Raw genomic sequence first — 24749 nt, forward strand, 5'->3', positions numbered from 1 at the left:
GAGCGGGGTTTACGGCGTGTCCTGCATCGGCCTGGCCTCTCGCCTCTGACCGATCGCAATGGAAACGCTGAACGGTGGAGGCACCTGATTGCATGACTTCCGGGGTTCGGGCCGGGGCAGGGCGGCGGGCTACAATCGAGGGTTCCACTACCAGGGGCCGCTCCATGCGCTCGAACCTGCTTGCATTTTCCATCGTCGCCAGCCTCGGGCTGGCCCAGGTCGCCCATGCCGCTGAAGGCATGTGGGTGCCGCAGCAGCTGCCGGAAATCGCCGGCCCGCTGCAGAAGGCCGGCCTGAAGCTGTCCCCGCAGCAGCTGTCCAACCTGACCGGCGACCCGATGGGCGCGGTCGTCGCCCTCGGCGGCTGCACCGCCAGCTTCGTCTCGCCGCAGGGTCTGGTGGTCACCAACCACCATTGCGCGTATGGCGCCATCCAGCTGAATTCGACCGCGCAGAAGAACCTGATCAAGGACGGCTTCAACGCGCCGACCCTGAAGGACGAACTGAGCGCCGGCCCGAACGCCCGCGTGTTCGTGCTCGACCAGATCACCGACGTCACCGCCCAGGCCAAGGCCGCCATCGCCGCCGCCGGCAATGACCCGTTGGCCCGCAGCCGCGCGCTGGACGCCTTCGACAAGGCCCAGGTTGCCGCCTGTGAGGCCGATGCCGGTTTCCGCTGCCGCCTGTACAGCTTCTCCGGCGGCAACACCTACCGCCTGTTCCGCAACATGGAAATCAAGGATGTGCGCCTGGTCTACGCGCCCCCGGGCAGCGTCGGCAAGTTCGGCGGCGACGTCGACAACTGGATGTGGCCACGCCACACCGGCGATTTCTCGTTCTACCGCGCCTACGTCGGCAAGGACGGCAAGCCGGCCGCCTTCGCCGCCGACAACGTGCCGTACCAGCCCAAGCACTTCCTGAAGTTCGCCGACCAGCCGCTGGGCGCCGACGACTTCGTGATGGTGGCCGGCTACCCGGGCCGCACCAACCGCTACGCGCTGGCCGGTGAGTTCAACGAAACCGCCAGCTTCACCTACCCGACCATCGCCAAGCACTACAACGCGGTGCTGAAGCTGATCGCCGACGCCGGCAAGGCCGACGCCGACGTCAAGGTGAAGTACGCCGCCACCGCCGCCAGCATGAACAACGTGGCCAAGAATTACCTGGGCCAGCTGGAAGGCTTCAAGCGCATCGACGCCGCTGGCCAGAAGCAGGCTGAAGAAGCCGCCGTGCTGGCGTGGCTGAAGAAGCAGGGCGCTGCCGGCAAGCCGGCCCTGGCCGCACACGCGCAGCTGCTCAAGCATCTGGATACCAGCAAGGCCACCCGCGAACGCGACCTGTTCGTCGGCCAGTTCAACAACACCTCGGCCGTTGGCGCGGCGATCACCCTGTACCGCCTGTCGATCGAGCGCAGCAAGCCGGATGCCGAACGCGAAGCCGGTTACCAGGAACGCGACCTGACCACCATCGAAGGTGGCCTGAAGCAGATGGATCGTCGCTACGTGGCGAAGATGGACCAGCAGCTGCAGGCCTACTGGCTGGAGCAGTACGTGGCCCTGCCGGCCGCGCAGCGCGACAATGACGTGCTGAACAAGTGGCTGGCCGGCAGCGATGCCGCTGCGGTGAAGTCGGTGGTGGCCAAGCTGTCGGGCACCGAGCTGGGCAGCCTGGATGCACGCCTGAAGTGGTTCAAGGCCGACCGTGCCGCGTTTGAAGCCAGCAGCGATCCGGCCATCCAGTACGCCGTGGCTGTCATGCCGGCACTGCTGAAGCAGGAAGAGCAGAAGAAGATCCGCGAAGGCGAATCGCTGACCGCGCGCCCGCTGTACCTGCAGGCCGTGGCCGACTACAAGAAGAGCCAGGGTGAGTTTGTCTACCCGGACGCCAACCTGTCGCTGCGCATCACCTTCGGCAACGTCATGGGCTATGGCAAGGACGGCGTGACGTACACCCCGTTCACCACCCTGGAAGGCGTGGCGGCGAAGGAGACCGGTGAAGATCCGTTCGATTCGCCGAAGGCGCTGCTCGATGCGGTCAAGGCCAAGCGTTACGGCGGCCTGGAAGACAAGCGCATCGGTTCGGTGCCGGTGAACTTCCTGTCCAACCTGGACATCACCGGCGGCAACTCGGGTTCGCCGGTGCTGGACGCCAACGGCAAGCTGGTCGGCCTGGCCTTCGATGGCAACTGGGAATCGGTCAGCTCCAACTGGGTGTTCGACCCGGTGATGACCCGCATGATCGCCGTCGACAGCCGCTACATGCAGTGGATCATGCAGGAAGTGGCGCCGGCGCCGCAGCTGCTGAAGGAACTGAACCTGGCGAAATAAACCGGTTGCGATAGTGCCGGCCGCTGGCCGGCAAACACGACCCGATGGCCGGGAATTCCGAAACCCCGCGACCCACGTCGCGGGGTTTTTTCATGCCCGGCCCGGCCCGGTGCGCCGAACAGGTATCATCCCTGTTCCGCGTGCTTCACAGGATGTGAACGAAACGCGGAAACCTCCTCCCCCCAGGACCCCTTGCACGCATGCGCATCCTGCTTGCCCGCCACGGCGAAACGCCGTGGAACGCCGAAGGCCGCTACCAGGGCCAGATCGACATCCCGCTTTCGCCGATCGGCGAAGCCCAGGCCCAGGCCCTGGGTGCCCGCCTGGCCTCGGTGGACATCACCCGTGCCGTCGCCTCGCCGCTGTCGCGCGCGCAGCGGACCGCGCAGCTGGCGCTTGGCGCCGCCCGCGCCGACATGCTGCTGACCGAGCCGGAGCTGCAGGAAATCGCCCACGGTGAATGGGAAGGGTTGCTGGCCAGCGAGATCCACGAGAAGGATCCGTCGCGCCTGCAGGCCTGGCGCGAGGAGCCGGATACGGTGTTGATGCCCGGCGGCGAATCGCTGCGCCTGGTGCTGGAGCGCAGCTGGCGTGGCCTGGCCCGCGCCACCGAAGGCCTCGGCGAGCACGACACCCTGCTGGTGGTTGCGCACGATGCGGTCAACCGCGTGATCCTGTGCAAGGTGCTGGGCCTGCCGCTTTCCCGGCTGTGGACCTTCCGCCAGGCACCGACCACGCTCAACCTGCTCGAAGGCGCCGACCTGGACAGCCTGGAAGTGGTGCGCCTGAACGACTGCGCCCACCACACGCCGTTCTTCGGCGAAGCCAAGCACCGCGCCCTCTGATTCCCGAACCACCTGCTTCTGCTGGAACCCCTGCCGTGACGAACACCCCGACCACCCTGGCCGACTGGCTGGACTACATTGAACGCCAGCACCCGGCGAGCATCGACATGGGCCTGGAGCGCGTGCGCGCCGTGGCCACCGCGATGGGCCTGGGGGCGCCGGGCAAGCGCACCATCGTGGTTGGTGGCACCAACGGCAAGGGCTCCACCGTGGCCTTCATCGAAGCCATTGCACGTGCCGCCGGCTGGAAGGTTGGCGCGTACACCTCGCCGCATCTGCTGCGCTACAACGAGCGCGTGCGCATCGACGGCCAGGACGTGGACGATGCGGCGCTGGTTGCCGCGTTCAACGCCGTCGAGGCCGCACGCGGCGAGACCACGCTGACCTATTTCGAGTACGGCACGCTGGCCGCGCTGCAGCTGTTCGCCGACGCCGGGCTGGACCTGGCGGTTCTGGAAGTGGGTCTGGGCGGTCGCCTGGATGCGGTCAACATCGTCGACGCCGATGTGGCCGTGATCACCACTGTGGACATCGACCATGCCGAATGGCTGGGCGAAGACCGCGAAGCAATCGGCACCGAAAAGGCCGGCATCATCCGTGGCTGGAAGCCGGTGATCCTGGGTGAGACCGACCCGCCGTCGAGCGTGCTCGCACGGGCCTACCTGGTGGGTGCCAACGCGATCCGCGGCGGCAGCGACTATTTCTACGAGCCGATCGATGCCCAGCGCTGGCGCTGGCGGGACGTTGGCCTGCGCATGGAACTGCCAACCCCGGCGCTGGCCGGGCCGATCCAGCTGGCCAATGCGGGTGCCGCCATTGCTGCGCTGCGCGCGCTGGACAAGCCGGTGCCGCGCGCGGCGTGGGCCGCTGGTATCGCGGCGGCGCGTATCCCGGGTCGGCTGCAGGCGTTCGAGCGAGATGGCGTGCAGATCCGCGTCGACGTCGGGCACAACCCGCAGGCGGCGGGCCAGCTGGCCCGCGCGCTGAAGGCCGAAGCGTCGGCCGGGCGCACCTTGGCGGTGTATGCCGCATTGCAGGACAAGGACGCGGTGGGTGTGGTGCAGGCATTGCAGGGCGTGGTTGGCGAGTGGACCCTTGCCGGCCTGGACGGCCCGCGCGGCCAGAGTGCCGCCCAGTTGCAGGCGCGCCTGGCCGAGACCGATGCTGGCAGCGCGCAGCTGGCCGCTTCGGTCGAGCAGGCGCTGGCGCAGGTACTGGACCGGGCCGAGCGCGGTGACCGCGTACTGGTGTTTGGCTCCTTCCATACCGCCGCCGCCGCGTTGCAGTGGCTGCAGCGCAACGCCTGAGCCACGTTCAGCCAATCCCGACGCCGTCCGGTCCGGCACCCGTATAATCGACCGCAACCTCCGGACAGTTGCCGCCTCACGTGGATACGCCTCTGAAACAGCGTCTGATTGGTGCCATCGTGCTGGTCGCACTGGCCGTGATTTTCCTGCCGATGCTGGTCAAGGGACCTGCACCGGACAGCGGTGTGGCCTCGGTGCCGATCGCCGCGCCGGACGCGCCGGCCGATGGCCAGTTCGAAACCCGTGAACTACCGCTGGTGGCTCCGGCCGGTGGTGCCACCGGCCTGCAGACCGGGCAGGCCAAGCCGCTGCAGGACGCCGCCACGCCGGCCACTCCGCCGACCGTGGACACCTCCCCGGCGGTTGCTGCCGGGAACTACGCCGTCACCTTCGGCGCCTACGGCAGCAAGGCCGACGCCGATGCCGTGATTGCCTACCTGCAGCGCTCGCAGCTGCCGGGCTTCGCAGAAGCGACCACCATCAACGGCCGTCAGGCATGGCGTGTGCGCGTGGGGCCGTACGCCGACCGTGCACAGGCCGAGGCCGCCCGCCTGCAGGCGGTGAAGATCCGTGCCGATGTGAAGGCCGAAGTGATCACCCTGGATGCCGCAGCGGACAGCAGCGCCCCGGTGGCAGCCACCCCGGCACCGGCTACGCCGAGCGCCAGTACCCCATCCGCCGCCACCGCGCCGTCGGCCAGCAGCAACCCGGTGCGCAGTGAAAGCCTGCCGCCGAGTACGCCGACTGCAACGACCACTCCGGCGGCCAAGCCCGAGCCGCCGAAGCCGGCGCCGAAGCCCGAAACCCCGAAGCCCGAGCCGAAGCCGGAGGCCACCGCGAGCAAGCCGGCAACGGCCCCGGCCACGCCGGCAGCACCGGCCGCCAGCGGCGTCGGCTTTGCCGTGCAGCTGGGCGCGTTCGGCCAGGCCAACGATGCCAACGCCCTGCGCGACAAGGTCCGCGCCGCCGGCTTCAGTGCTTTTGTCGAGCAGGTGCGCACCGAAAAGGGCACCCTGCATCGCGTCCGCGTCGGGCCGGTGGCCAACCGTGGCGATGCCGAGCAGCTGAAGGCGCAGGTCGCGGCCAAGGTCGGCGTCGCCGGCATGGTCCGGCCGCACCCATGACCCACGCGCAGCCGCGTTGCCAGCGCCGCCGAAGGAGCGGGGCGCCATGATCGACGTGGTGCTGCTGATCGTGATCGCCGCCTCCACCCTGCTGGGGATGCTGCGCGGCTTCGTCGGCATCGTCATTGGCACCCTGTCGTGGCTGCTGGCCGCGTGGGCGGCCTTCGCCTTCGGCAATGATGCCGCCCATTGGTGGGCTGCCCCGGCGGCCCCCGGTGGCGAACACTTCGTCGGCGGCTACCTGGGCGTCGGCATCGGCGTGATGATCGTGGTCGCGGTGATCGGCATGGTCATCAAGGCCCTGGTCCACCGCAGCATGCTGACCAGCCTGGACCGCCTGCTGGGCGGGGTGCTGGGCGCCGTGCGGGGCGGCCTGATCGCAGCGATCCTGCTGCTGCTGGGCAGTTTCACCCCGTTGACTGCCGAACCCTCCTGGCAGCGCTCGGCGGTGCGCCCACTGCTGAATCCCACCGTTGCCTGGATGAACAGCAAGCTGCCGCACTGGGAGGTTCCCGGGGCCGATCTGCTGCCCAAGGCCTTGCCGACCGACGCGCTGTCCCCATCTGCATTGATGGAGTTGGGCAAGAACGCAGGCGCCGGGTTGGGAAAGCCGGGCGCGGCAGGCGATAATGGCATCCTCAACCAGGTAGTGGCAGGCAGCGGATGGCTGCGGCCTGCGAAAGCGGAACAGGGCGATTCCTACGATCCGGCGGAAGTGCGCCCGGATGCTCCTGCACTGCCGGACAGTATCGAGCCGGGCGATCCGGCCAACGTCGACCGCGTGCGCGGCGACCACCGCGGCCAGGTACGGCCACCTTCCTTGTAACTGGGCACAGCCCAGCGGAGACCTCGCATCATGTGTGGCATCGTCGGAATCGTCGGCAACCAGAACGTCGCCGGGCAGTTGTATGACGGCTTGACCGTCCTCCAGCACCGTGGCCAGGATGCGGCGGGCATCGCCACCGCCAGCGGCAGCCGCCTGCGCGTGCAGAAGGCCACCGGCCTGGTCCGCGATGTGTTCGATGCCCGCACCATGTCCACCCTGGAAGGCAGCGTGGGCATTGCCCACGTGCGCTACCCGACCGCCGGTTCGGAAGGCATGGACGAGGCGCAGCCGTTCTACGTCAATTCGCCGTACGGCATCGCGCTGGCCCACAACGGCAACCTGATCAACACCGAGGTGCTGCGCCAGCAGGTGTTCGAACAGGACCGCCGCAACGTCAACACCGATTCGGACAGCGAAGTGCTGCTGAACGTGTTCGCCTACGAACTGGAACAGCAGCGCCAGCTCAGCCCGGAAGCGGCCATCCGCGCGGTGGCCGGCGTGCACCGCCGTTGCAAGGGCGGCTATGCGGTGGTCAGCGTGGTGCTGGGCCTGGGCCTGGTCGCCTTCCGCGACCCGCATGGCATCCGTCCGCTGGTGCTGGGCAAGCGCAGCCATGCCGAGGGCGACGAGTACATCGTGGCGTCCGAGTCGGCCGCGCTGGACGTGCTGGGCTTCCAGCGCGTGCGCGATGTGCAGCCGGGCGAAGCGCTGGTGATCACCGCGCGTGGCGAGCTGTTCTCGGAGATCTGCGCCGAGCCGGCCGAGCACACCCCGTGCATCTTCGAATACGTGTACTTCGCGCGCCCGGACTCGATGATCGACAACGTCTCGGTGCACAAGGCGCGCATGCGCATGGGCATCAAGCTGGGCGAGAAGATCCTGCGCCTGCGCCCGGATCATGACATCGACACCATCATCCCGATCCCGGACACCTCGCGCGACGCGGCGCTGGAAATCTCCAACGTACTTGGGGTGAAGTACCGCGAAGGCTTCATCAAGAACCGCTACATCGGCCGTACCTTCATCATGCCGGGGCAGGGCGAACGCGTGAAGTCGGTGCGCCGCAAGCTCAACCCGATCCACCTTGAGTTCCGCAACCGCGTGGTGCTGCTGGTGGACGATTCGATCGTGCGTGGCACCACCAGCCAGCAGATCGTGCAGATGGCCCGTGACGCGGGCGCGCGCAAGGTCTATCTGGCCAGCGCCGCGCCGCCGGTGCGCTACCCGAACATCTACGGCATCGACATGCCGGCGGCCGAGGAACTGGTCGCGCACAACCGCACCGTGGAAGAGATCGAAGCCCACCTGGGCTGCGACTGGCTGATCTACCAGGACCTGGAAGACATGGAAGCGGCAGTGAGCGAGGGCAACCCGGCGCTGCGCAACTTCGATTCGTCCTGCTTCAACGGCCACTACCCGACCGGCATTGAACCGGGCTACTTCGAGCGCATCCAGCAGCTGCGGTCGGACGACGCCAAGCACAAGCGCCGCGCCTGAGGACCAGGCGTGGTCGATGTACCCGACGTTGGTGGCGACCTGCTGCGCGCAGCGCAGCAGTGCCTGGCCGAAGCCGACCCGCTGCGCAAGGTTGCGCTGACCCAGGCGTATGCGGCCGCGTTCCGTGCCGGTCGCCTGAAGGTGGCGGCCGATGCGCCACCGCCGGAACCGATCCGCATGCCGGGCCGGCCAGCGCAGCTGATGCTGGTGCATCCGCGCGAAGTTCCGCGGCGCGGACTGGGTGGCGTGGAGGGGCGGGCCGCTTTCATCCACGCCATCGCCCATATCGAACTCAACGCGATCGATCTGGCCTGGGACGCGGTGTACCGCTTCCGTGGCCTGCCGTCGGCGTTTCATGCCGACTGGGTCAGCTGTGCCGACGACGAATCGCGGCATTTCATGCTGCTGCGCGAGCGCCTGCAGGTGCATGGCCACGACTACGCCGACTTCCCCGCGCACAACGGCCTGTGGGAAATGTGCGAAAAGACCGCGCACGATGGCCTGGCACGCATGGCGCTGGTGCCGCGCGTGCTGGAAGCGCGCGGCCTGGACGTGACGCCCGGCATGATAGGGAAGCTGCGCAATGTCGGTGATGGCGAAACCGCCGATGTGCTGGAGGTGATCCTGCGTGAGGAAGTGGCGCATGTTGCCGCCGGTTCGCGCTGGTACCGCTGGTACTGCGACCGAGCCGGTGTCGAGCCGCGCGCACGTTTCAAGGAACTGCTGGTGGAGTATGCCGGCGGCTACCTGCACGGGCCGTTCAACATGGAAGCGCGCCTGCTGGCCGGGTTCGATGCGGATGAGCTGGCCAACCTTGTCGAGCAGGCCGGCTGAGAACAGGGGAGGTCCCCCTTTCTTATGCGTTCGGCAACACCACGCGCTTGCCATCCACGGTTGGCCGGTTGATATAGAACAAGCCAGGGCCTGGCCGGTACGGCAGTTCGCTGACGCCGGCATCGGCGGCGTAGGTCAGTGCGGTGTCGCCCAGCGCATCGAAGTTCCAGTGCGCCGACTGCATCAGGTAGCGCCGACGCAGCAGCGCCTCCTGTGTCGCCGTCAGTGGCTGTCCGGCCACCAGGCGCCGTGCGATAGGCCGCAGGGCGGACGGCAGTTCCCAGCCGGGAACCTCGGCGGCATTTGCAGTCCATTGCACGCCGGCATCGATGGCCTGCTGCTGCATCACCTGCAGTGCGATCAGCTGGTAACGCCAGTCGATGGGCCGGCGCAGTACCACAGCGGCGGTCACATACAGCACCGGTGACAACAGCACGCTGCGGCTGCCGGCGCGTCGCTGCTGCTGCCACTGGTGCCAGACATCCACCCAGATTTCCTTCTCGTCCACGCCCAGCTGCTGTCGCCAGCGTTCGGCATCGGCCTGTGTTTCAGCATAGGCCGTGGTGGCCTGCAGCATCGCCAGTGGAGGAATCTGGTAGTCGGCAACCGCGGGGCGGCGCAGCAACTGCCGGCGCGGGCGACTGAGCAGCTTGGGCCCTTCGTCGAGCTGGTTGTAGCCGCCACCGATGTTGGCGTGCACGCCGGGCAGGGCAATCTCGGTGAACGGCGGCGCCACGCTGGTCAGTGCATAGTGCTGGCGATGTTCATCACGCGCGGTGAGCTGCACGACGTGGCGTGCGATGCCACTGCGCAGCGCCAGTTGCGGCTGTTCCTCGGCGCGGCCGCCATTGACCGCGACAACGGTGTCGAACAGCCCGATGAAGCGCAGCACCGGCGTGGACGGGGCGAAGTTCGCAGTGCAGGACAGGCCGGCGGCCTGTAGCAGCTGGCGCCAGCGCACGCCGTCCCAGCCCTGAAGTTGGTTGGCGATGTCACGTGCGGCAGCAGCGCCGCGTGAATAACCGAACAGGTCCAGCTGCACGCCATGCAGCGGTCGCTGCCAGCGTGCGGATAGTCCCGACAGTGCGGCCGGAAGCAGCACCTGCAGCGCGCGCTGCACTTTCGCGCGCACACCACTGGCGCCGATGCCGAACGCCAGTCCGATCAGGTCGTCGTCGGCATCGTCGCGGGTGCCCACGCCTTCCACGTAGATCGACAGCGAAGGTGTGGCCATCGCATCGCGGCGGCTGTCCGGATACAGCTGCTGCAGGCGTGCGATGTTGGTCAGGCCGTTGTCGTAGCTGCTGGTCAGCCGGCTCTGGTAGGTCGAATCGTCATCCGCACGCAGCTGCGCCGGACGTGGCTGCGGAACCCGGGGGCGAACGCGTGCCAGGTTGTGTGCGTTGTTGCGGGTGCCATCGAAGAACAGGCCTATCCGCAGCAAGCCGACATCTTCGTCCGTGTCCTGCGATGGAGCCATGTGCATGTCCCGTCGTGGCTACGTCACGGTAGCGCGAAAGCGGTGTATTGGCGAAGTGTAGTGACGCTTTTGACCTTAATTAACGTAGATGCGGTGGATCACAGTTCCTGATTTTCATCTCCGTCTTCTATTGAATTCACACGGCCCACGCAGGCCATATGGCCAAACCCGGCAAACCCGGGCGTGCTGCATCAACGCTGTTCACATCATTCAAGGAGCGACGCAATGTTGTCCAGATCGATTGGCAAAGCGGCAGGTGGCCTGGTGTTGGGTTTGTCGGTGGCAGCGGCCGCGCAGGCGGCACCGTTGTTCGAGCCAGTGACGGTCATCAGCCGTGCATCGGCAAACAGTGAGCCCGCGCTGGGCAAGCTGCTGGCCACCCCGTCCACCGCGACGGTACAGGAAGTGCGTGTCGATGCAGCTGCCACCGCGCAGCCGCAGCTCGAGTTCGAACTGCTCGGCCGGCGCGTGCAGGCGGTGCGCAGCAAGGTGGAGGCGCTGCCCGATGGCGGCAACATCTGGTACGGCCAGTTCCGCTCCCCTTCGGACAAGCTGACCGCTGCCACGTCCAATGGCCAGGACGATCCGGGCAATTCGCTGATCCTGGTGCGCTCGGGCGACACCATCACTGGGTCGATCCGCAAGGACGGCAAGCTCTATCGCCTGCGCCCGCTGGGCAACCGCCACGTGCTGGTGGAAGTGGACGAATCGCGGATGCCGGCCGACCATCCGGCCGACTACAACCAGCTGCCGAAAATCCCGATGGGCGCCAACGATCGCATCGGTACCGCACAGGCGTCGTCCGGCACCCCGGCCACCATCCGCGTGCTGGTGGTGGCGACCAATGCGGCCGTGGCGGCCTATGGCGGCAACATGCAGTCGCTGGTGCAGCTGGCCGTGGCCGAGTCCAACCAGGGGTATGTCAACAGCAACGTGGGCATCACCATGCAGCTGGCCCGCTACGAGACCACCAACTACACCGAATCGGGCAGCTTCGATACTGATCTGGCCCGCTTCCGTGGCACCAGCGACGGCTACATGGACAGCATCCACACCAGCCGGAACACCTACACGGCGGACGTGGGCGTGCTGCTGATCAACAACAGTGCGTACTGTGGCCTGGCCTCGGGCATAGGCTCGACGGCTTCCACCGCCTTCGCGGCGGTGTACTGGGATTGCGCGACAGGCTATTACTCGTTCGCGCACGAGATCGGCCACCTGCAGAGTGCACGGCATGATATCGCCACCGACCCGAGCACCTCGCCGTACGCCTATGGCCATGGTTATCGCTATGAGCCGTCCAGCGGCACCGGCTGGCGCACGATCATGGCCTACAACTGCACCCGCAGCTGCCCGCGCCTGAACTACTGGTCCAACCCGAACATCAGCTACAACGGCATCCCGATGGGCAACGCCAGTACCGCCGACAACCAGCGCGTGCTGGTCAATACCAAGGCCACCATCGCGGGCTTCCGCTGAGGCCAGGCGCCGGCCAGGGGCGGTGTCTGCCCGGGTGCGTGCACCTGCCCGGGTAGATGCCAACCCTGGTTGGCACCCTGCGATCCATCATTCGCGCGCGAGCGTATCCAGCGACCAGCCGCCGGCATCCACGCGCAGCACCGATCCCTGTTCGTACCAGTCGCCCAGTACGATGCGGGTGCAGGTGCGTCCACCGGCCTGAAGCGTGTGCACCGCCGGGCGATGGGTGTGGCCATGGATCATCGTATCCACGCCGTGGCGCACGAAGGTGGCATCGACTTCGGCCGGGGCCACGTCGGTGACGGTCTCGAACTGTGCGCGGTCACCCTGCTTCATTTCCGCCTGGCGTGCCTGGCTGGCATCACGCGCCTTCTGCGCGAAGGCGATGCGCGCGGCCAGCGGCTGCGACAGGAACTGCGCCTGGAATGCCGGGTCGCGCGTCTGCGCGCGGAACTGCTGGTAGGGAATGTCGTCGGTGCACAACAGGTCGCCGTGCTGCAGCAGCACCGGGCGGCCGTACAGTTCGATCACGCAGGGGTCGGGCAGGATGCGCAGGCCGGCGCGGCGGGCATAGTCCTCGCCGAGCAGGAAATCGCGGTTGCCGCGGATGAAGTACACCGGCACGCCGCTGTCGAAGAGTGCCTTCAGTGCGTCGGCCACCGCATCGGCGGCGGGTGAGGGCGTGTCGTCGCCGATCCAGGCCTCGAACAGGTCGCCCAGGATGTACAGCGCATCGGCGCCGGGCGCCTGGTCGCGCAGGAAGCGCAGGAACAGGTCGGTGATCTCCGGACGGCTGGGGTCCAGATGCAGGTCGGAAATGAACAGCGTGGTCATGCCTGCATTCTAGGCCATCAACGATGACGGTAGCGCCGGGCCACGCGCGGCCGGTGCAGCGGCCATCACACCGGCAGCGGCAGCCAGGCCAGGCTGGCCGAGGCCAACAGGATGGCGATGCCGGTGGCGGCCAGTACATCGGACGGGTAGTGCAGGCCCAGTACCACCCGCGACAGCGCGACGCCGAAGGTGAAGGGAACCAGCAGCGGTGCCAGCCACGGGTAGTAGGCCAGCGCGACGATGGTGAACGACACCGCGTGCAGGGTGTGCCCGGAAGGGAAGCTGAACTCGTCCAGCGGCGCCACCCAGGCGCGGATGCGCAGATCGGCCGCATACGGGCGAGGGCGTCGGGTCCAGCGCTTGAGGCCTTTGTAGAGCAGCAGTGCGGCCAGCCCGGTGGCGGCCATGTGCACCGATGCACGCAGTCCGTCGAAGCCGTCCAGCAGCACCAGTGCGCCCATCAGCACGTACCAGAACACGCCATCGCCGAGCCGGCTGATGACCGAGAACAGCCGGCGCACACGGCGACGCCGGCAGTAGTGGTTGGCCCGGCGGCACAGCCGTGCTTCGCGGCCGGCCAGCAGCTCAAGCGGCGTAGTGCGCATGGCCGCTCCTCCGCGACTGGGCCAGCTCGGCCAGCAGCGCATCGAATTCGGCAACCACCTGTTGTGGATGCAGGCGCTTCATCGCACGCGCGGCGCTGCTGCCCAACTCGCGGCGCCGTGCATCATCGGCGGCCAGCTGCACGGCTGCCTCGATGAACTGCTCATCGTTTTCCACGGCCGCGCCGTTCTCGCCGTCACGCAGGTATTCGCGAGCCGCGCCATAGTCGAAAGCGACGGTGGCCAGGCCGCTGGCCATGCTTTCCAGGGTCACGTTGCCAAAGGTCTCGCTGCGGCTGGGGAACAGGAACAGATCGCCGCTGGCGAAATGCCGGGCCAGCGCATCGCCGCGCTGGATGCCGCAGAAGATGAAATCCGGGTTTTCATGTGCCAGTTTTTCGCGGGCTGGGCCATCGCCCACCCATACGAAGCGGGCTTTGGGCCGGATCTGCTGCAGGCGTCGGAAGGCTCTCACCGCCAGGCCAAGGTTCTTTTCCGCGGCGATGCGGCCGACGTAGATCGCGACCAGGCCATTGCCGTCCACGCCCCATTCCTCGCGCAGCGCCGGGTCGCGCCGGCCGGGATCGAACTGCTGGCTGTCGACCGCGCGCGCCAGCAGGCACACGCGGTCGAAGCCCTGTTCAACAAGGAACTGCTGCAGTTCGCGGGTGGGCACCAGGGTTGCATCGGCCTGATTGTGGAACCGGCGCATCCAGCGCATCGCCGCGGCCTGCAGCCAGGCCACGCCGTAGTCGGGCAGGTACTCGTCGAAGCGGGTGTGGAAACCACTGGCGACCGGAATGCCAAGGCGGCGTGCGGTGCGCAGCGCCGACCAGCCCAGCGGGCCCTCGGTGGCAATGTAGACCGCATCGGGACGCCGCTGCTGCCAGTGGCGGTTGAGCCGGATCGGCGCAGGCAGGCCGAAGCGCAGGCCGGGGTAGCGCGGCAGTGCGGCGCCCGGAACCAGCAGCGCACCTGGCGCCGAGTCCGGTGCTTCGCTGGCCTGGCGTGGCCGGATCAGGTCGATTTCATGGCCGGAATTGCGCAGTCCCTGCTCCAGGCCCTGCACGGTGAGGGCAACGCCGTTCACTTCCGGCGGGTAGGTCTCGGTGACGATGGCATAGCGCATGGCGGGCCTCCGGGTTTCCGGCATGCTCGGGCCTGGCGATGTAGCTGATATGACCGCTTTGCGACCACGGGATGACGGCCGTCCGGTTGCCGTGGAGCCACGGCCCCGAAGGGCCGTGGCGGTGCTGCAGCAAGCGCGGTGGATCAGAAGCGCTGCTGGTATTTCATGTAGATGAAACGACCAATGTCGAAGCCACCGTAGTAGGAGAAATTGGCGCTCGGCTGGCTGTACATGACCGGACCCTGGCGGCCGAACACATTGTTGGCACCGATCGAGACGGTCGCATCCCATGGCAGGTTGTAGCGTGCCTGCACGTCGTGGAAGGTGACCGATCCGCGACGGTTGTAGTCACGGCTGCCGCTGAACCATGGTGCGCGCTGGTCGGGGTGCGAACACTCGTTCGGATACTCATCAACGCCCAGGCAGCGCTCCTTGACCGCAGAGAAGTAGCGCAGGCCCCAAGTCAGGCCGAGGTTGCCGCGTTCCCAGCCCAGCGATGCGTTGGAGCGCACGCGGAAGCCGATGCCACCGTCGGTGGCGATGCCATTGCTGGGAATCGGCGGTACATCCGCCTCGTTGGTGGTCCGTTGCTCCGCAGCGACCACATAGGTGGTCTTCCAGTCGGCGCTCAACGTGCCCCAGGAGGTTTCGATCTTGTGGCCGATCTCCAGGTCATAGCCTTCGGCCTGGCGGAAACCGCTGTTGCGGCTGCCATAGCTGAGCGTGTTGACGATGCCCAGCTCCGGGTCGCGGGTAAAGCTGCCGCAGCGCTCGGCGATGCCCAGTTCGTAGCAGTCGCGGAGGATGTCGTTGGGGTGGTCGGCGACAATGGTGTTGTCGATGCGGATCTTCCACCAGTCCAGCGCGATGTTCAGCCCTTCGGCAAACGTCGGGCTCCACACCAGGCCCAGGGTGCGGCTGGTAGAGGTTTCCGGCTTCAGGTCGGGATTGGAACCGTTGGTGAAGGGCAGCGGTGTCTGCCCGCTGCTGCCGGTGATCGGCTCATTGCCCTGGCCGAGCTGGCGGTAGCTGTCTGCATTGGCGATGTCGGCGGCGCAGCGTGCACGCACCTCCGGGCTGCTGGCGGCCGCGCCATACACCGTATCGCAGGGGTCACGGAAGCCGGTGGTGAAGGTCTGCGAACCCCCACCGTACAGATTCGCGATGGTCGGTGCACGGAAGCCCTGCGCCCAGGTGCCACGGACCAGCAGCTGGTCGATCGGCTTCCACGACACGCCGAACTTGCTGTTGAGGGTTCCGCCGAAGGTGGTGTAGTCCGAGTAGCGCGTTGCCGCGTCGAGGGTCAGCTGGCGTGCACCGGGGAGGTCGTGCAGCAACGGCACGCTCAGCTCCAGGTAGGCCTCGTCGACGCGGTAACCCCCTCCAGTGGGGCCCGCCGCCAGGTTGGTGGTGGCACCGGTCTGGGCCAGCGCGTCGGGAATGAAGCGCCCCTCCTCGCGGCGGCTCTCCACGCCCAGGGCGAAGCCCAGTTCCCCCGCAGGCAGCGTGGCAAGGCCTCCACTGAGGCTGGCGAACAGGTTGCGGGTGGTGTTTCTGCCACGGGTGATTTCCTCGGGGAACAGCCAGTCCTGCAGTTCGCCGTTGCCGGTCAGGCCGTAAGGGTCATCCTGGCCATACGGCACCAGCGGATTCCAGGGCTTGCAGCCGGCAATCGGTGCCTCCGGTGTACCGCATTCCACCTTGCCGGTGGCCGGGTTGTAGAACGAAGGGCCGGTGGAATCGGCGACGCGCTGCTTGTGCAGGTTGCCGGTGGCACGCTGCTCCAGTTCGCTGCGGTTGTACTGGTAGCCGGCTTCCCAATCGAACTCGCGACCGACGAACTGGAAGCTGCCTTCAAACGCGGCCACACCCTGCCAGGTGGTCAGTTCGCTGATGCTGACCCGCGGAATCTCCCAGGTGCGGCGGTTCCAGTGCACGTCGCTTGGGTGTTCATAGCCGTGGTGGCTGCCGAACGGGTTGAACCAGCTGTCGGCGGACATCGGCGTGATGCCGGCCGCAGCGGACTGGAACGGATAGCCGGCGACCTGGCGCGTGGTGGTACGCCGGTTGTAGGCCAGCTGCGTATTGAAGCGGACCTGGTCGTTCATATCCATGCGTGCGTCGACAAAGAGCGAATCGCGCTTGATCGGTGTCTGCACGTGCATCTGCTCGTTGCTGTTGCTGACATCACCGGTGAACGGTGTGTTGTCACTTAGGTGGAAACTGTCCGGCCCGCCCGGCTGGCTGCCGCGGTCGAGGGAATAGCTGCAGCCACGGCTGCTGCTGCAGCCCGGGCCCTTGAAGCCGACGATGCGCCCCCACTGGCCGACCGTGGTCCAGCCATCGTCCGGATGACGATCGGTGTAGCTGTAGGCGCTGAAGCCGCGGTCCTTGGCCCATACGCCCTTCTCTTCGACATGCTCGGCGGCGACGCTGATCGAGGCGCGGTCGTTCGACCAGCCGGCAACCACGTCGTACTGGGTGCGCGCACCGTCACCTTCGCTGAACTGCCCGTGGTAGACGTTGGCCGCCACGCCCTGGACGTTGCGCCGGGTGATGATGTTGACCACGCCGGCCATCGCGTCGGAACCGTAGATGGCCGAAGCGCCGTCCTTCAGCACTTCCATGCGCTCCACGGCAGCGGCGGGAATGCTGGAAATGTCCTGGTAACCCGAAGTGGTCATGCCCAGGCGCTTGCCGTTGACCAGCACCAGCGTGCGCTGCGCCCCCAGCCCGCGCATGTCCACGTAGCTGCCGCCGGAGGCTTCGCCACTGCTGAGCGGGCTGGCGCGGCTGAGCGCGGGGCTGCCGGTCGCGGTCAGGTTCTGCAGGATGTCCGCGACGGAATTGAAGCCCTGCCGCTCGATGTCGGCGCGGCTGATGGTCAGCACCGGCTGTGCGGTTTCCAGGTCGACCTGGCGGATGCGCGAACCGGTGATCTCGATACGGTCCAGCGTGGTGGCTTCCGGTGCATGCTGGGCGAATGCGGGGGCGGCCAGTGCGGTGGTGGCCGTCATCGTCAGTGCACGACGGATCGCCAACCCCAGTTCGGGAATACGGATGGTCATGGGTCTCTCTCTCGGTCTTCGAAGTCTTCGGAACACAGCCAAGCGGGGCTGCGTCAATGCCACCGCGGTGGTGGACGTTCGAACCTAGTGAAGACGGGCGTGGAGACGTATGGGCAAGCGACGAAAGTCGTGCAGACAGGTGTGACGTTTCTGCACAAAGCGGAAGCAGATCAATCGATTGCTCCGGCCTGCGGCGTTACGGCGGAGGCGAGGCAGCGGACCGGGTCCCTGATGGAACGCAGCACGGGCAATGTGGAAAGCGACAGTCTGCGCAGAATCAGAAAGAACCACGGCCCCGAAGGGCCGTGGTCGACAAGCGTCAGCAACGCGGGTGGATCAGAAGCGCTGCTGGTACTTCATGTACATGAAACGACCGATGTCGTAGCCACCGTAGTAGGAGAACGACGAGTTCGGCTTGCTGTACATCACCGGCGCTTCCTTGCCGAACACATTGTTCGCGCCCACCGACACGGTTGCATCCCACGGCAGGTTGTAGCGGAACTGCACGTCGTGGAAGGTCACCGCGCCGCGCTCGTTGTAAGCGGTCGGCGACTTCAGCCACGGAGCCAGGAAGGTCGGATCGGAGCATTCGTCCGCATACCGCGAGGCGTTGAGGCAGCGCTCCTTCACACCGGAGTAGTAGCGTGCCGTCCAGCTGACGCCGAAGTCACCCACATCCCAGCCCAGCACCAGGTTCGAGCGCACGCGGAACGCAAGGCTGGTGGCGGTGCCGATGGTGTTGGCCACGCCGTTGATCGGCGTGATCGCATCACGGACATCATTGGTGGAGCGGTAGACGTTCTTGCTCACATAGGTGCTGGTCCAGCCTGCGCTCAGCTTGCCGTAGCCGGTGTCGACGCGGTAGCTGACATCCAGGTCGTAACCTTCGGTCTCGGCGAAGCCGGCGTTGCGGTTGCCGAACTTCAGGCCGGTGACGATGCCGTTGGACGGGTCGCGGGTGAAGCGGCTGCAGCGCGATTCGATGCCCTGCTCATAGCAGTCCTTCAGGATCTGGTTCGGGCTGTCACCGACGATGGTGTTGTCGATGCGGATCTTCCACCAGTCCAGCGCCACGTTGAAGTTGCTGAGGAAGGTCGGGCTCCACACCAGGCCCAGCGTTTTGCTGGTCGAGGTCTCCGGAACCAGCAGCGGGTTGGAGCCGGACACGAACGGCGTCGGGGTGGCATCCTGCGCCGTGGTTACCGGCGTGTTGCCCTGCTTCAGCTGGCGGAAGTTGGCTGCATCGGCGATGTCACGTGCGCACCGTGCGCGGACTTCGGCACTGCCTTTGGCCGAGCCGAACACGGTGTCGCACGGGTCGCTGAACTGCGCGAAGGTTTCCGAACCACCACCGTACAGATCGTTGATGGTCGGTGCGCGGAAGCCCTCGGCCCAGGTACCACGGACCAGCAGCTGGTCGATCGGCTTCCACTTGAAGCCGAACTTGCTGTTGAGCGTGTTGCCGAAGGTGTTGTACTTGGAATAGCGGGTAGCGGCATTGAAGCTCAGCTCGCGTGCGCCGGGCAGGTCGGCCAGCACCGGCACGTTGAGTTCCAGGTAGGCTTCCTTCACGTTGTAGCTGCCACCGGTCGGGCCAGCGGCCAGGTTGGTGGTGGCACCGGTCTGGGCGAGAGCGTCGGGGGTGTAGCGGCCATCTTCCTTTCGGCTTTCCACACCGAAGGCGAAGCCCAGGTCGCCGGCCGGCAGGGTCAGGATGCTGCCGGACAGATTGGCGAACGCGTTCTTGGTGGTGGTCCGGCCGGTGGTGTGCTCCGCCGGGAACAGCCAGGCCATCAGCTCTTCATTGCCGGTCAGTCCGTTCGGATCGTTTCTGCCGTAGGGCACCAGCGGGTTCCACGGCGTGCAGCCGCTGATCACCGCGCCCGGACGGCCACACATCACCTTGCCGGTGGCCGGATCCAGGAACGACGGGCCCACGGCGTCACGCACGCGCTTCTTGTGCAGGTTGCCGGTGGCGGTGGCGGTCAGCTCGTTGCGGTTGTACTGGTAGCCCACGTCCCAGTCGAAGTAGCGCTGGCCGATCTCGAAGCTGCCATCCAGCGACACTACCGCACGGTAGGTCTTCAGTTCGCTGGTGCTCACGCGCGGGATTTCCCAGGTGCGGCGGTTCCAGGCCACGTCGGTTGGCCTGGCATAGCCGTGCTGGGTGCCGAACGGGTTGAAGTAGCTGTCCTTGGACATCAGGCCGGTGGCGGTCGGGTCACCGGAGATGGACACCGAGCTGGACTGCAGCGGGTAGCCTGCAATCTGGCGCTCGGCCGAACGCTTGTTGTAGCCGAATTCGGTGCGCAGGTTGACCTGGTCGGTGATCTTGAAGCGACCGTCGAAGTACACCGAATCACGCTTGAGCGGATACATGACGTGCATCTGTTCGTTGGCGTTGCTGACGTCGCCGGTGAACGGGGTTGCGTCGGTCAGGTGGTAGTTGGCCGGGTTGGTCGGGTCAGCGCCGCGGTTGAGCGAGTAGCCACACCCCTGGGTGGCGTTGGTGCAGCCCGGGCCGCCCTTCAGGCCGGTAACCTGGCCCCACTGGCTCAGCGTGGTCCAGTTGGAGGCGTCGTTCGGGTGGCGGTCGCTCACGCCGTACTTGCTGAACCAGCGGTCCTTTGCCCAGACGCTCTTTTCTTCGGAGTGCTCCAGTGCCAGGGTCAGCGACACGCGATCGTTGCTCCAGCCGCCGACCACATCGAAGCGGTCACGGGCACCGTCGCCTTCGCTGTACTGGCCGTGGTAGACATTGGCGGTCACGCCGTTGACGTTGGAGCGGGTGATGATGTTGATCACGCCCGCCATCGCGTCGGAACCGTAGATGGCCGAGGCGCCGTCCTTCAGCACTTCAATGCGCTCCACCGCAGACACCGGCAGCGAGGACACGTCCTGGTAGCCGGAGGTGCTGATGCCCAGACGCTTGCCATTGACCAGCACCAGGGTGCGCTGCGCGCCCAGGTTGCGCATGTCGATGTAGGTGCCGCCGGTGTTTTCGCCCGAGCTCAGTGCGTTTGCGCGGCTGATCGCCGGGCTGCCCATCGCGGTGACGTTCTGCAGGATGTCGGCCACCGAGCTGAAGCCCTGGCGCTCGATGTCCAGCCGGCTCAGTGCCAGGACCGGCTGTGCGGTCTCCACGTCCACCTGGCGGATGCGCGAGCCAGTGATCTCGATGCGATCCAGGGTGGTCGGCGCGGCAGTGCTGCCACTCTGGGCGAACGCAGGCAGCGCGGCCAGCGTCGCAGTGGTTGCCAGGGCGTAGCGGATGGCCTGCCCCAGGGGGGTGGTGCGTGAAGTCATGACGAGCTCTCTCTCTCTCAGGTCGTGCAGGGACGCCAAAAGGGGCGTCGAAGAAATCGGTCGCCGATAAGCGGACCGATGACCCGATAGTAGTCTCGTTGGTTAAGTCTCTGTAAAGAGGATATGTCGGTTTGTACCAGCTTTCTTCATCAGATTTCACGAAAGCTCAACAAAAGCAGTCGCTTAGCGGTCACGCTGAATGCGCTTGCTCGACATGATCTGCTGCATCGCAGCAGATCTATGCGGGGCACGTGCGCGAACTGTAACGGTGTGTGACCTACTCCCCTCGTGGGGGCGCGGCGCTCAGGCCACGAACGGCCGGAACTGGATGCCCAGCCCGGCGATGCCATCGGTCTCGCCGATCAGGTCCGCGCGCAGCAGCGGCCGGGCATCGATGAAGGCCTGCGGCACGATCAGCGACAGGCGGTTGTCGTCGGCGGTCAGTTCCAGTGCCGGCAGCGGATCGTCCTCATGGGCACGGTTGAGCAGCACCGCCAGGCGCAGCAGGGCGGCCAGCCGGCGTGCGGTCAGCAGCAGGCGCTCGGGCAGGGCGTCGAAGGCGGTCTTGGTTACGCTGCGGCGGTGGCTGCGCACCAGCGCGGCCAGCATCTGCTGCTCCTGGCGCGAGAAGCCGGCGATATCCGAGTGCTCCAGCACATAGCTGCCGTGCACGTGGTAGCCGCTGTGCGCGATCATCAGGCCCAGCTCGTGCAGGCGCGCGGCCCAGCCGAGCATGCGCGCATCGTCGGCATCGAGCCTCCAGCGATCCTGCACCTGTTCCAGCAGCGACAGCGCGGTCTCCTGCACCCGCTCGGCCTGCACGGTATCGATGCCGTAGCGCTGGCTGAGTGCGGCCACCGATTCATCACGCAGGTCGTTCTCGCCGGCGCGGCCGACGATGTCATACAGGATGCCTTCGCGCATCGCGGCCTTGCTCACCAGCAGTTTCTGCAGGCCCAGCGCTTGGAACGCGGCTTCCAGTACCAGGATCCCGCCGGCGATGATCGGGCGGCGGTCGCTGGACAACCCGGGCAGCTGGATGTCGTCGATCTTCTTCGCCTTCAGCAGTTCATCGCGCAGCTGCGGCAGGGCCTCGGCGGTGATCGCGCCCTTGCTCAGCTTCATCGTTGCGCAGATCTCGCTGATCGCCTTGTGCGTGCCTGAAGAACCCAGGGCTTCCTGCCAGCCCAGCGCACGGTACTTGCTGGCGAAGGGCTGGAACTCACGGCCGATCTCGGCCAGCGCATCCTTCCAGCGCTTCTTGCTCAGCTTGCCGCCAGGGAAGAAACGCCGTGTGCTGGCGATGCAGCCGGCCTGCAGGCTTTCGCGCTCCAGGGTCTGCATGCCCATGCCGATGATGAATTCCGTGGAGCCGCCGCCGATATCGATCACCAGCCGGCGCTGGCCGGGCTTGGGTGGTTGCGCATGGGCCACGCCCAGGTAGATCAGGCGCGCTTCTTCGCGACCGCTGACCACTTCGATGGCATGCCCGAGCGCGGTTTCGGCGGGAACCAGGAACGACTGCGGCGAGCGCAGCTGGCGCACGGTGTTGGTGGCCAGCGCACGCACCCGGTGCGGCGGCACATTGCGGATGCGCTGGCCGAAGCGGGCCAGGCATTCCAGTGCACGTTGGCGTGCAGCGGAAGAGAGACCACCCTTGCCATCCAGGCCATCGGCCATGCGCACCGTCTCGCGCAGGCGGTCGATCACCCGCAGCTGACCGAGCGTGTAGCGCGCGATGACCATGTGGAAACTGTTGGAGCCAAGGTCGATGGCGGCCAGCAGGTCGCCATCCTGCAATGCGGGCGGAGTCGTGGTGGTATGCGGCATGGACGAATGTTAGCCGAAGGGGCGGTGTGCTCGTCACCGCGCGGCCTTCACATTTTGGAAGGAGGCGTGCAGCACGATGGCAAGGGGTCAGATCCCGCTGTGGGTGGGTGCCGACCGTTGGTCGGCACTGATCGAATCCCGACCAGCGGTCGGGATCCACCGGGGCAGGACTACAGCCCCTGCATCAATGCCATCTGCGCGGAATGCGGCGCTTCGTCGTGCGCCGGCGCGCGCTTGTGGTAGATGCCGTCGGCATCCAGTTCCCAGGCGTTGAGATTGTCGTCCAGGTAGTTCTGCAGCACTTCGCGATAGACCCGCTTGGCCAGCTCCGGGTCGAGGATCGGGAAGCAGGTCTCGACCCGGCGCAGCAGGTTGCGCTCCAGCCAGTCGGCGCTGGCGCAGTACATTTCCGGAGCGCCGTCGTTGCCGAACCAGTAGACGCGGCTGTGTTCCAGGAAGCGGCCGACGATCGAGCGCACGCGGATGTTGTCCGAGATGCCCGGCACACCCGGGCGCAGGGTGCAGGCGCCGCGGATGATCAGGTCGATCTGCACGCCGGCCTGCGAGGCCGCGTACAGGGCGCGCACCACCTGCGGTTCGTTCAACGCGTTCATCTTGGCGATGATCCGCGCCGGGCGGCCGGCGGCGGCGATGCGCGTCTCGCGCTCGATGCGGCCGAGGATGCCGGTATGCAGAGTGAAGGGCGACTGCAGCAGGCGCTTGAGCTTCATCTTCGAGGCGAGGCCGGACAGCTGCTGGAACAGCAGGTGCACGTCGTTGCCGATGTCCGGGTCAGCCGTGATCAGGCTGATGTCGGTGTACGCGCGGGCGGTACCGCTGTGGTAGTTGCCGGTGCCCAGGTGTACATAGCGGCGCAGTTTGCGGCCTTCGCGGCGCACGATCAGCAGCATCTTGGCGTGGGTCTTGTAGCCGACCACGCCGTACACCACCTGCACGCCGGCCTCCTGCAGGCGATCGGCCAGGCCCAGGTTGGCTTCCTCGTCGAAGCGCGCGCGCAGTTCAACCACCACGGTCACGTCCTTGCCGTTGCGCGCGGCCTGGATCAGTGCATCGACGATCAGCGAATCCTTGCCGGTGCGGTACAGGGTCTGCTTGATCGCCAGCACGTTCGGATCGATCGCCGCCTGCCGGATCAGGTCCAGCACCGCGGTGAAGGCATCGAACGGATGGTGCAGCAGCAGGTCCTGGCGTGTCACTGTCTCGAAGATGCCGTCGCTGTCGCGCAGGGTGCGCGGGGTCATCGGCGGGTACTTCAGGTCCGGCTGCGCGATCAGGTCGTACAGTTGGATGATGCGGTTGAGGTTGACCGGGCCATCAATGCGGTAGACCGCGTTCTCGGTCAGGCCGAAATTCTGCAGCAGGGTGCGCACGATCTCACGCGGCATGTCGTGGGCGATCTCCAGGCGCACCGCCGGCCGGTAGCCGCGGTCCACCAGCTCGTCGCGCAGCGCCAGCGCCAGGTTTTCCACTTCCTCCTCATCCACCACCAGCTCGGAGTTGCGGGTGACGCGGAACTGGTAGGCGCCCTGGACTTCCATGCCCGGGAACAGCTCATCGACGAAGGTGGACAGCACCGACGACAGGAACACGAAATTCTGTGATCCGCCCAGCTTTTCCGGCAGCTGGATGATGCGCGGCAGTGAGCGCGGCGCACGCACGATGGCCAGGTGGCCGGCGCGGCCGAACGCGTCGGTGCCTTTGAGCACCACCACGATATTCAGCGACTTGTTGAGGATCTTCGGGAACGGATGCACCGGGTCCAGGCCCAGCGGCGACAGCACCGGCATGATCTCGTTGCGGAAATAGGCGCGCAACCAGCGCCTTTGCCTATCGGTCCAGGAATGGCGGCCGAGCACGCCGATGCCGGCGTCCATCAGCGCCGGGCGCAGCGTCTCGTTCCAGCAGCGGTACTGCTGGTCCACCAGTTCGGCGGCGCGGTCATGAATGGCGCTGAGGATGGCCTGCGGGCTCATCCCGTCCGGTGCCGGCGGCAGGCCGAACTCCTGCGCGTGGCGCACGGCGGCGGCGCGGATCTCGAAGAACTCGTCGAGGTTGGTGCAGGAGATGCACATGAAGCGCAGGCGCTCCAGCAGCGGCACCTGCGGGTCCATCGCCTGGGCCAGCACGCGGAAGTTGAAATCCAGCTGCGACAGCTCACGGTTGATGTACAGCGCCGGGTCGCGCAACGGATCGTTGTCCGGGCTCACGGGGAGGGGGAGGGATCCGAGGCTGCTCATGGC

The 24749-nt window shown here is 66.7% G+C and carries 16 protein-coding genes; 8 read left to right on the forward strand and 8 right to left on the reverse strand.

Annotated features, from left to right (window positions below; genetic code table 11):
* Window positions 1–164 precede the first annotated feature (164 nt).
* From AC5P65_RS13520 to AC5P65_RS13550, 7 genes are all read left to right on the forward strand, one after another.
* Complete coding sequence (locus AC5P65_RS13520) at window positions 165–2327, forward strand: S46 family peptidase (RefSeq protein WP_111097983.1); 2163 nt, start codon at window positions 165–167, stop codon at window positions 2325–2327.
* Between the two features lie 200 nt (window positions 2328–2527).
* Window positions 2528–3172 carry a histidine phosphatase family protein gene (locus AC5P65_RS13525; protein ID WP_005408242.1) on the forward strand — a complete coding sequence of 215 codons (645 nt, stop codon included), beginning with the start codon at window positions 2528–2530 and terminating at the stop codon, window positions 3170–3172.
* Between the two features lie 35 nt (window positions 3173–3207).
* On the forward strand, window positions 3208–4479 hold the full coding sequence (folC, locus tag AC5P65_RS13530; protein ID WP_021202993.1) for a bifunctional tetrahydrofolate synthase/dihydrofolate synthase: 1272 nt from the start codon (window positions 3208–3210) through the stop codon (window positions 4477–4479).
* An 80-nt stretch (window positions 4480–4559) separates the two neighbouring features.
* Complete coding sequence (locus AC5P65_RS13535) at window positions 4560–5603, forward strand: SPOR domain-containing protein (protein WP_021202992.1); 1044 nt, start codon at window positions 4560–4562, stop codon at window positions 5601–5603.
* Window positions 5604–5649: 46 nt separating this feature from the next.
* Entirely contained in the window at window positions 5650–6429 is a 780-nt protein-coding gene (locus AC5P65_RS13540) for a CvpA family protein (RefSeq protein WP_019659549.1), read from the forward strand.
* A 30-nt stretch (window positions 6430–6459) separates the two neighbouring features.
* Complete coding sequence (gene purF, locus AC5P65_RS13545) at window positions 6460–7926, forward strand: amidophosphoribosyltransferase (protein ID WP_021202991.1); 1467 nt, start codon at window positions 6460–6462, stop codon at window positions 7924–7926.
* A 9-nt stretch (window positions 7927–7935) separates the two neighbouring features.
* Window positions 7936–8760, forward strand: a complete 825-nt coding sequence (locus tag AC5P65_RS13550; RefSeq protein ID WP_111097982.1) for a ferritin-like domain-containing protein — start codon at window positions 7936–7938, stop codon at window positions 8758–8760.
* 22 nt (window positions 8761–8782) lie between these two features.
* Here AC5P65_RS13550 and AC5P65_RS13555 read toward each other — a convergent pair whose 3' ends face one another.
* Window positions 8783–10240 (reverse strand): T6SS phospholipase effector Tle1-like catalytic domain-containing protein, encoded by a 1458-nt coding sequence (locus AC5P65_RS13555; RefSeq protein WP_495215662.1) that lies wholly within the window; start codon window positions 10238–10240, stop codon window positions 8783–8785.
* Window positions 10241–10465: 225 nt separating this feature from the next.
* On the opposite strand from AC5P65_RS13555, the gene AC5P65_RS13560 reads away from it, so the two are divergent.
* Window positions 10466–11719, forward strand: a complete 1254-nt coding sequence (locus tag AC5P65_RS13560; protein WP_111097981.1) for a M12 family metallo-peptidase — start codon at window positions 10466–10468, stop codon at window positions 11717–11719.
* An 87-nt stretch (window positions 11720–11806) separates the two neighbouring features.
* Here AC5P65_RS13560 and lpxH read toward each other — a convergent pair whose 3' ends face one another.
* From lpxH to ppk1, 7 genes are all read right to left on the reverse strand, one after another.
* The gene (lpxH, locus tag AC5P65_RS13565) at window positions 11807–12553 is read right to left on the reverse strand and encodes a UDP-2,3-diacylglucosamine diphosphatase (RefSeq protein ID WP_019659544.1); all 747 of its coding nucleotides are present in this window, start codon (window positions 12551–12553) and stop codon (window positions 11807–11809) included.
* Window positions 12554–12618: 65 nt separating this feature from the next.
* Entirely contained in the window at window positions 12619–13158 is a 540-nt protein-coding gene (locus tag AC5P65_RS13570) for a phosphatase PAP2 family protein (RefSeq protein WP_010483928.1), read from the reverse strand.
* Window positions 13139–14284, reverse strand: a complete 1146-nt coding sequence (locus tag AC5P65_RS13575) for a glycosyltransferase family 4 protein (protein WP_021202985.1) — start codon at window positions 14282–14284, stop codon at window positions 13139–13141. The genes AC5P65_RS13570 and AC5P65_RS13575 overlap by 20 nt, the downstream gene beginning before the upstream one ends.
* Window positions 14285–14427: 143 nt before the next feature.
* On the reverse strand, window positions 14428–17352 hold the full coding sequence (locus AC5P65_RS13580) for a TonB-dependent receptor domain-containing protein (protein WP_111097980.1): 2925 nt from the start codon (window positions 17350–17352) through the stop codon (window positions 14428–14430).
* 336 nt (window positions 17353–17688) lie between these two features.
* A complete protein-coding gene (locus AC5P65_RS13585) occupies window positions 17689–20658 on the reverse strand; it encodes a TonB-dependent receptor domain-containing protein (protein WP_111097979.1) in 2970 nt (989 codons plus the stop codon).
* 303 nt (window positions 20659–20961) lie between these two features.
* Complete coding sequence (gene ppx, locus AC5P65_RS13590; RefSeq protein WP_019659539.1) at window positions 20962–22488, reverse strand: exopolyphosphatase; 1527 nt, start codon at window positions 22486–22488, stop codon at window positions 20962–20964.
* A 170-nt stretch (window positions 22489–22658) separates the two neighbouring features.
* Window positions 22659–24746, reverse strand: coding sequence for a polyphosphate kinase 1 (ppk1, locus tag AC5P65_RS13595; RefSeq protein WP_019659538.1), 2088 nt, complete (start codon window positions 24744–24746; stop codon window positions 22659–22661).
* Between the last annotated feature and the right edge of the window lie 3 nt (window positions 24747–24749).

This window comes from Stenotrophomonas sp. YJH_SMC_48-3, from assembly GCF_059369375.1.

Bases quoted from the DNA above. Each gene is read 5' to 3' on its own strand.
- AC5P65_RS13560 (WP_111097981.1), top strand. From the start codon at position 10,466: ATGTTGTCCAGATCGATTGGCAAAGCGGCAGGTGGCCTGGTGTTGGGT.
- ppx (WP_019659539.1), bottom strand. From the start codon at position 22,488: ATGCCGCATACCACCACGACTCCGCCCGCATTGCAGGATGGCGACCTG.
- AC5P65_RS13540 (WP_019659549.1), top strand. From the start codon at position 5,650: ATGATCGACGTGGTGCTGCTGATCGTGATCGCCGCCTCCACCCTGCTG.
- AC5P65_RS13520 (WP_111097983.1), top strand. From the start codon at position 165: ATGCGCTCGAACCTGCTTGCATTTTCCATCGTCGCCAGCCTCGGGCTG.
- AC5P65_RS13580 (WP_111097980.1), bottom strand. From the start codon at position 17,352: ATGACCATCCGTATTCCCGAACTGGGGTTGGCGATCCGTCGTGCACTG.
- ppk1 (WP_019659538.1), bottom strand. From the start codon at position 24,746: ATGAGCAGCCTCGGATCCCTCCCCCTCCCCGTGAGCCCGGACAACGAT.
- purF (WP_021202991.1), top strand. From the start codon at position 6,460: ATGTGTGGCATCGTCGGAATCGTCGGCAACCAGAACGTCGCCGGGCAG.
- AC5P65_RS13555 (WP_495215662.1), bottom strand. From the start codon at position 10,240: ATGGCTCCATCGCAGGACACGGACGAAGATGTCGGCTTGCTGCGGATA.
- lpxH (WP_019659544.1), bottom strand. From the start codon at position 12,553: ATGACCACGCTGTTCATTTCCGACCTGCATCTGGACCCCAGCCGTCCG.
- AC5P65_RS13525 (WP_005408242.1), top strand. From the start codon at position 2,528: ATGCGCATCCTGCTTGCCCGCCACGGCGAAACGCCGTGGAACGCCGAA.
- AC5P65_RS13585 (WP_111097979.1), bottom strand. From the start codon at position 20,658: ATGACTTCACGCACCACCCCCCTGGGGCAGGCCATCCGCTACGCCCTG.
- AC5P65_RS13570 (WP_010483928.1), bottom strand. From the start codon at position 13,158: ATGCGCACTACGCCGCTTGAGCTGCTGGCCGGCCGCGAAGCACGGCTG.
- AC5P65_RS13575 (WP_021202985.1), bottom strand. From the start codon at position 14,284: ATGCGCTATGCCATCGTCACCGAGACCTACCCGCCGGAAGTGAACGGC.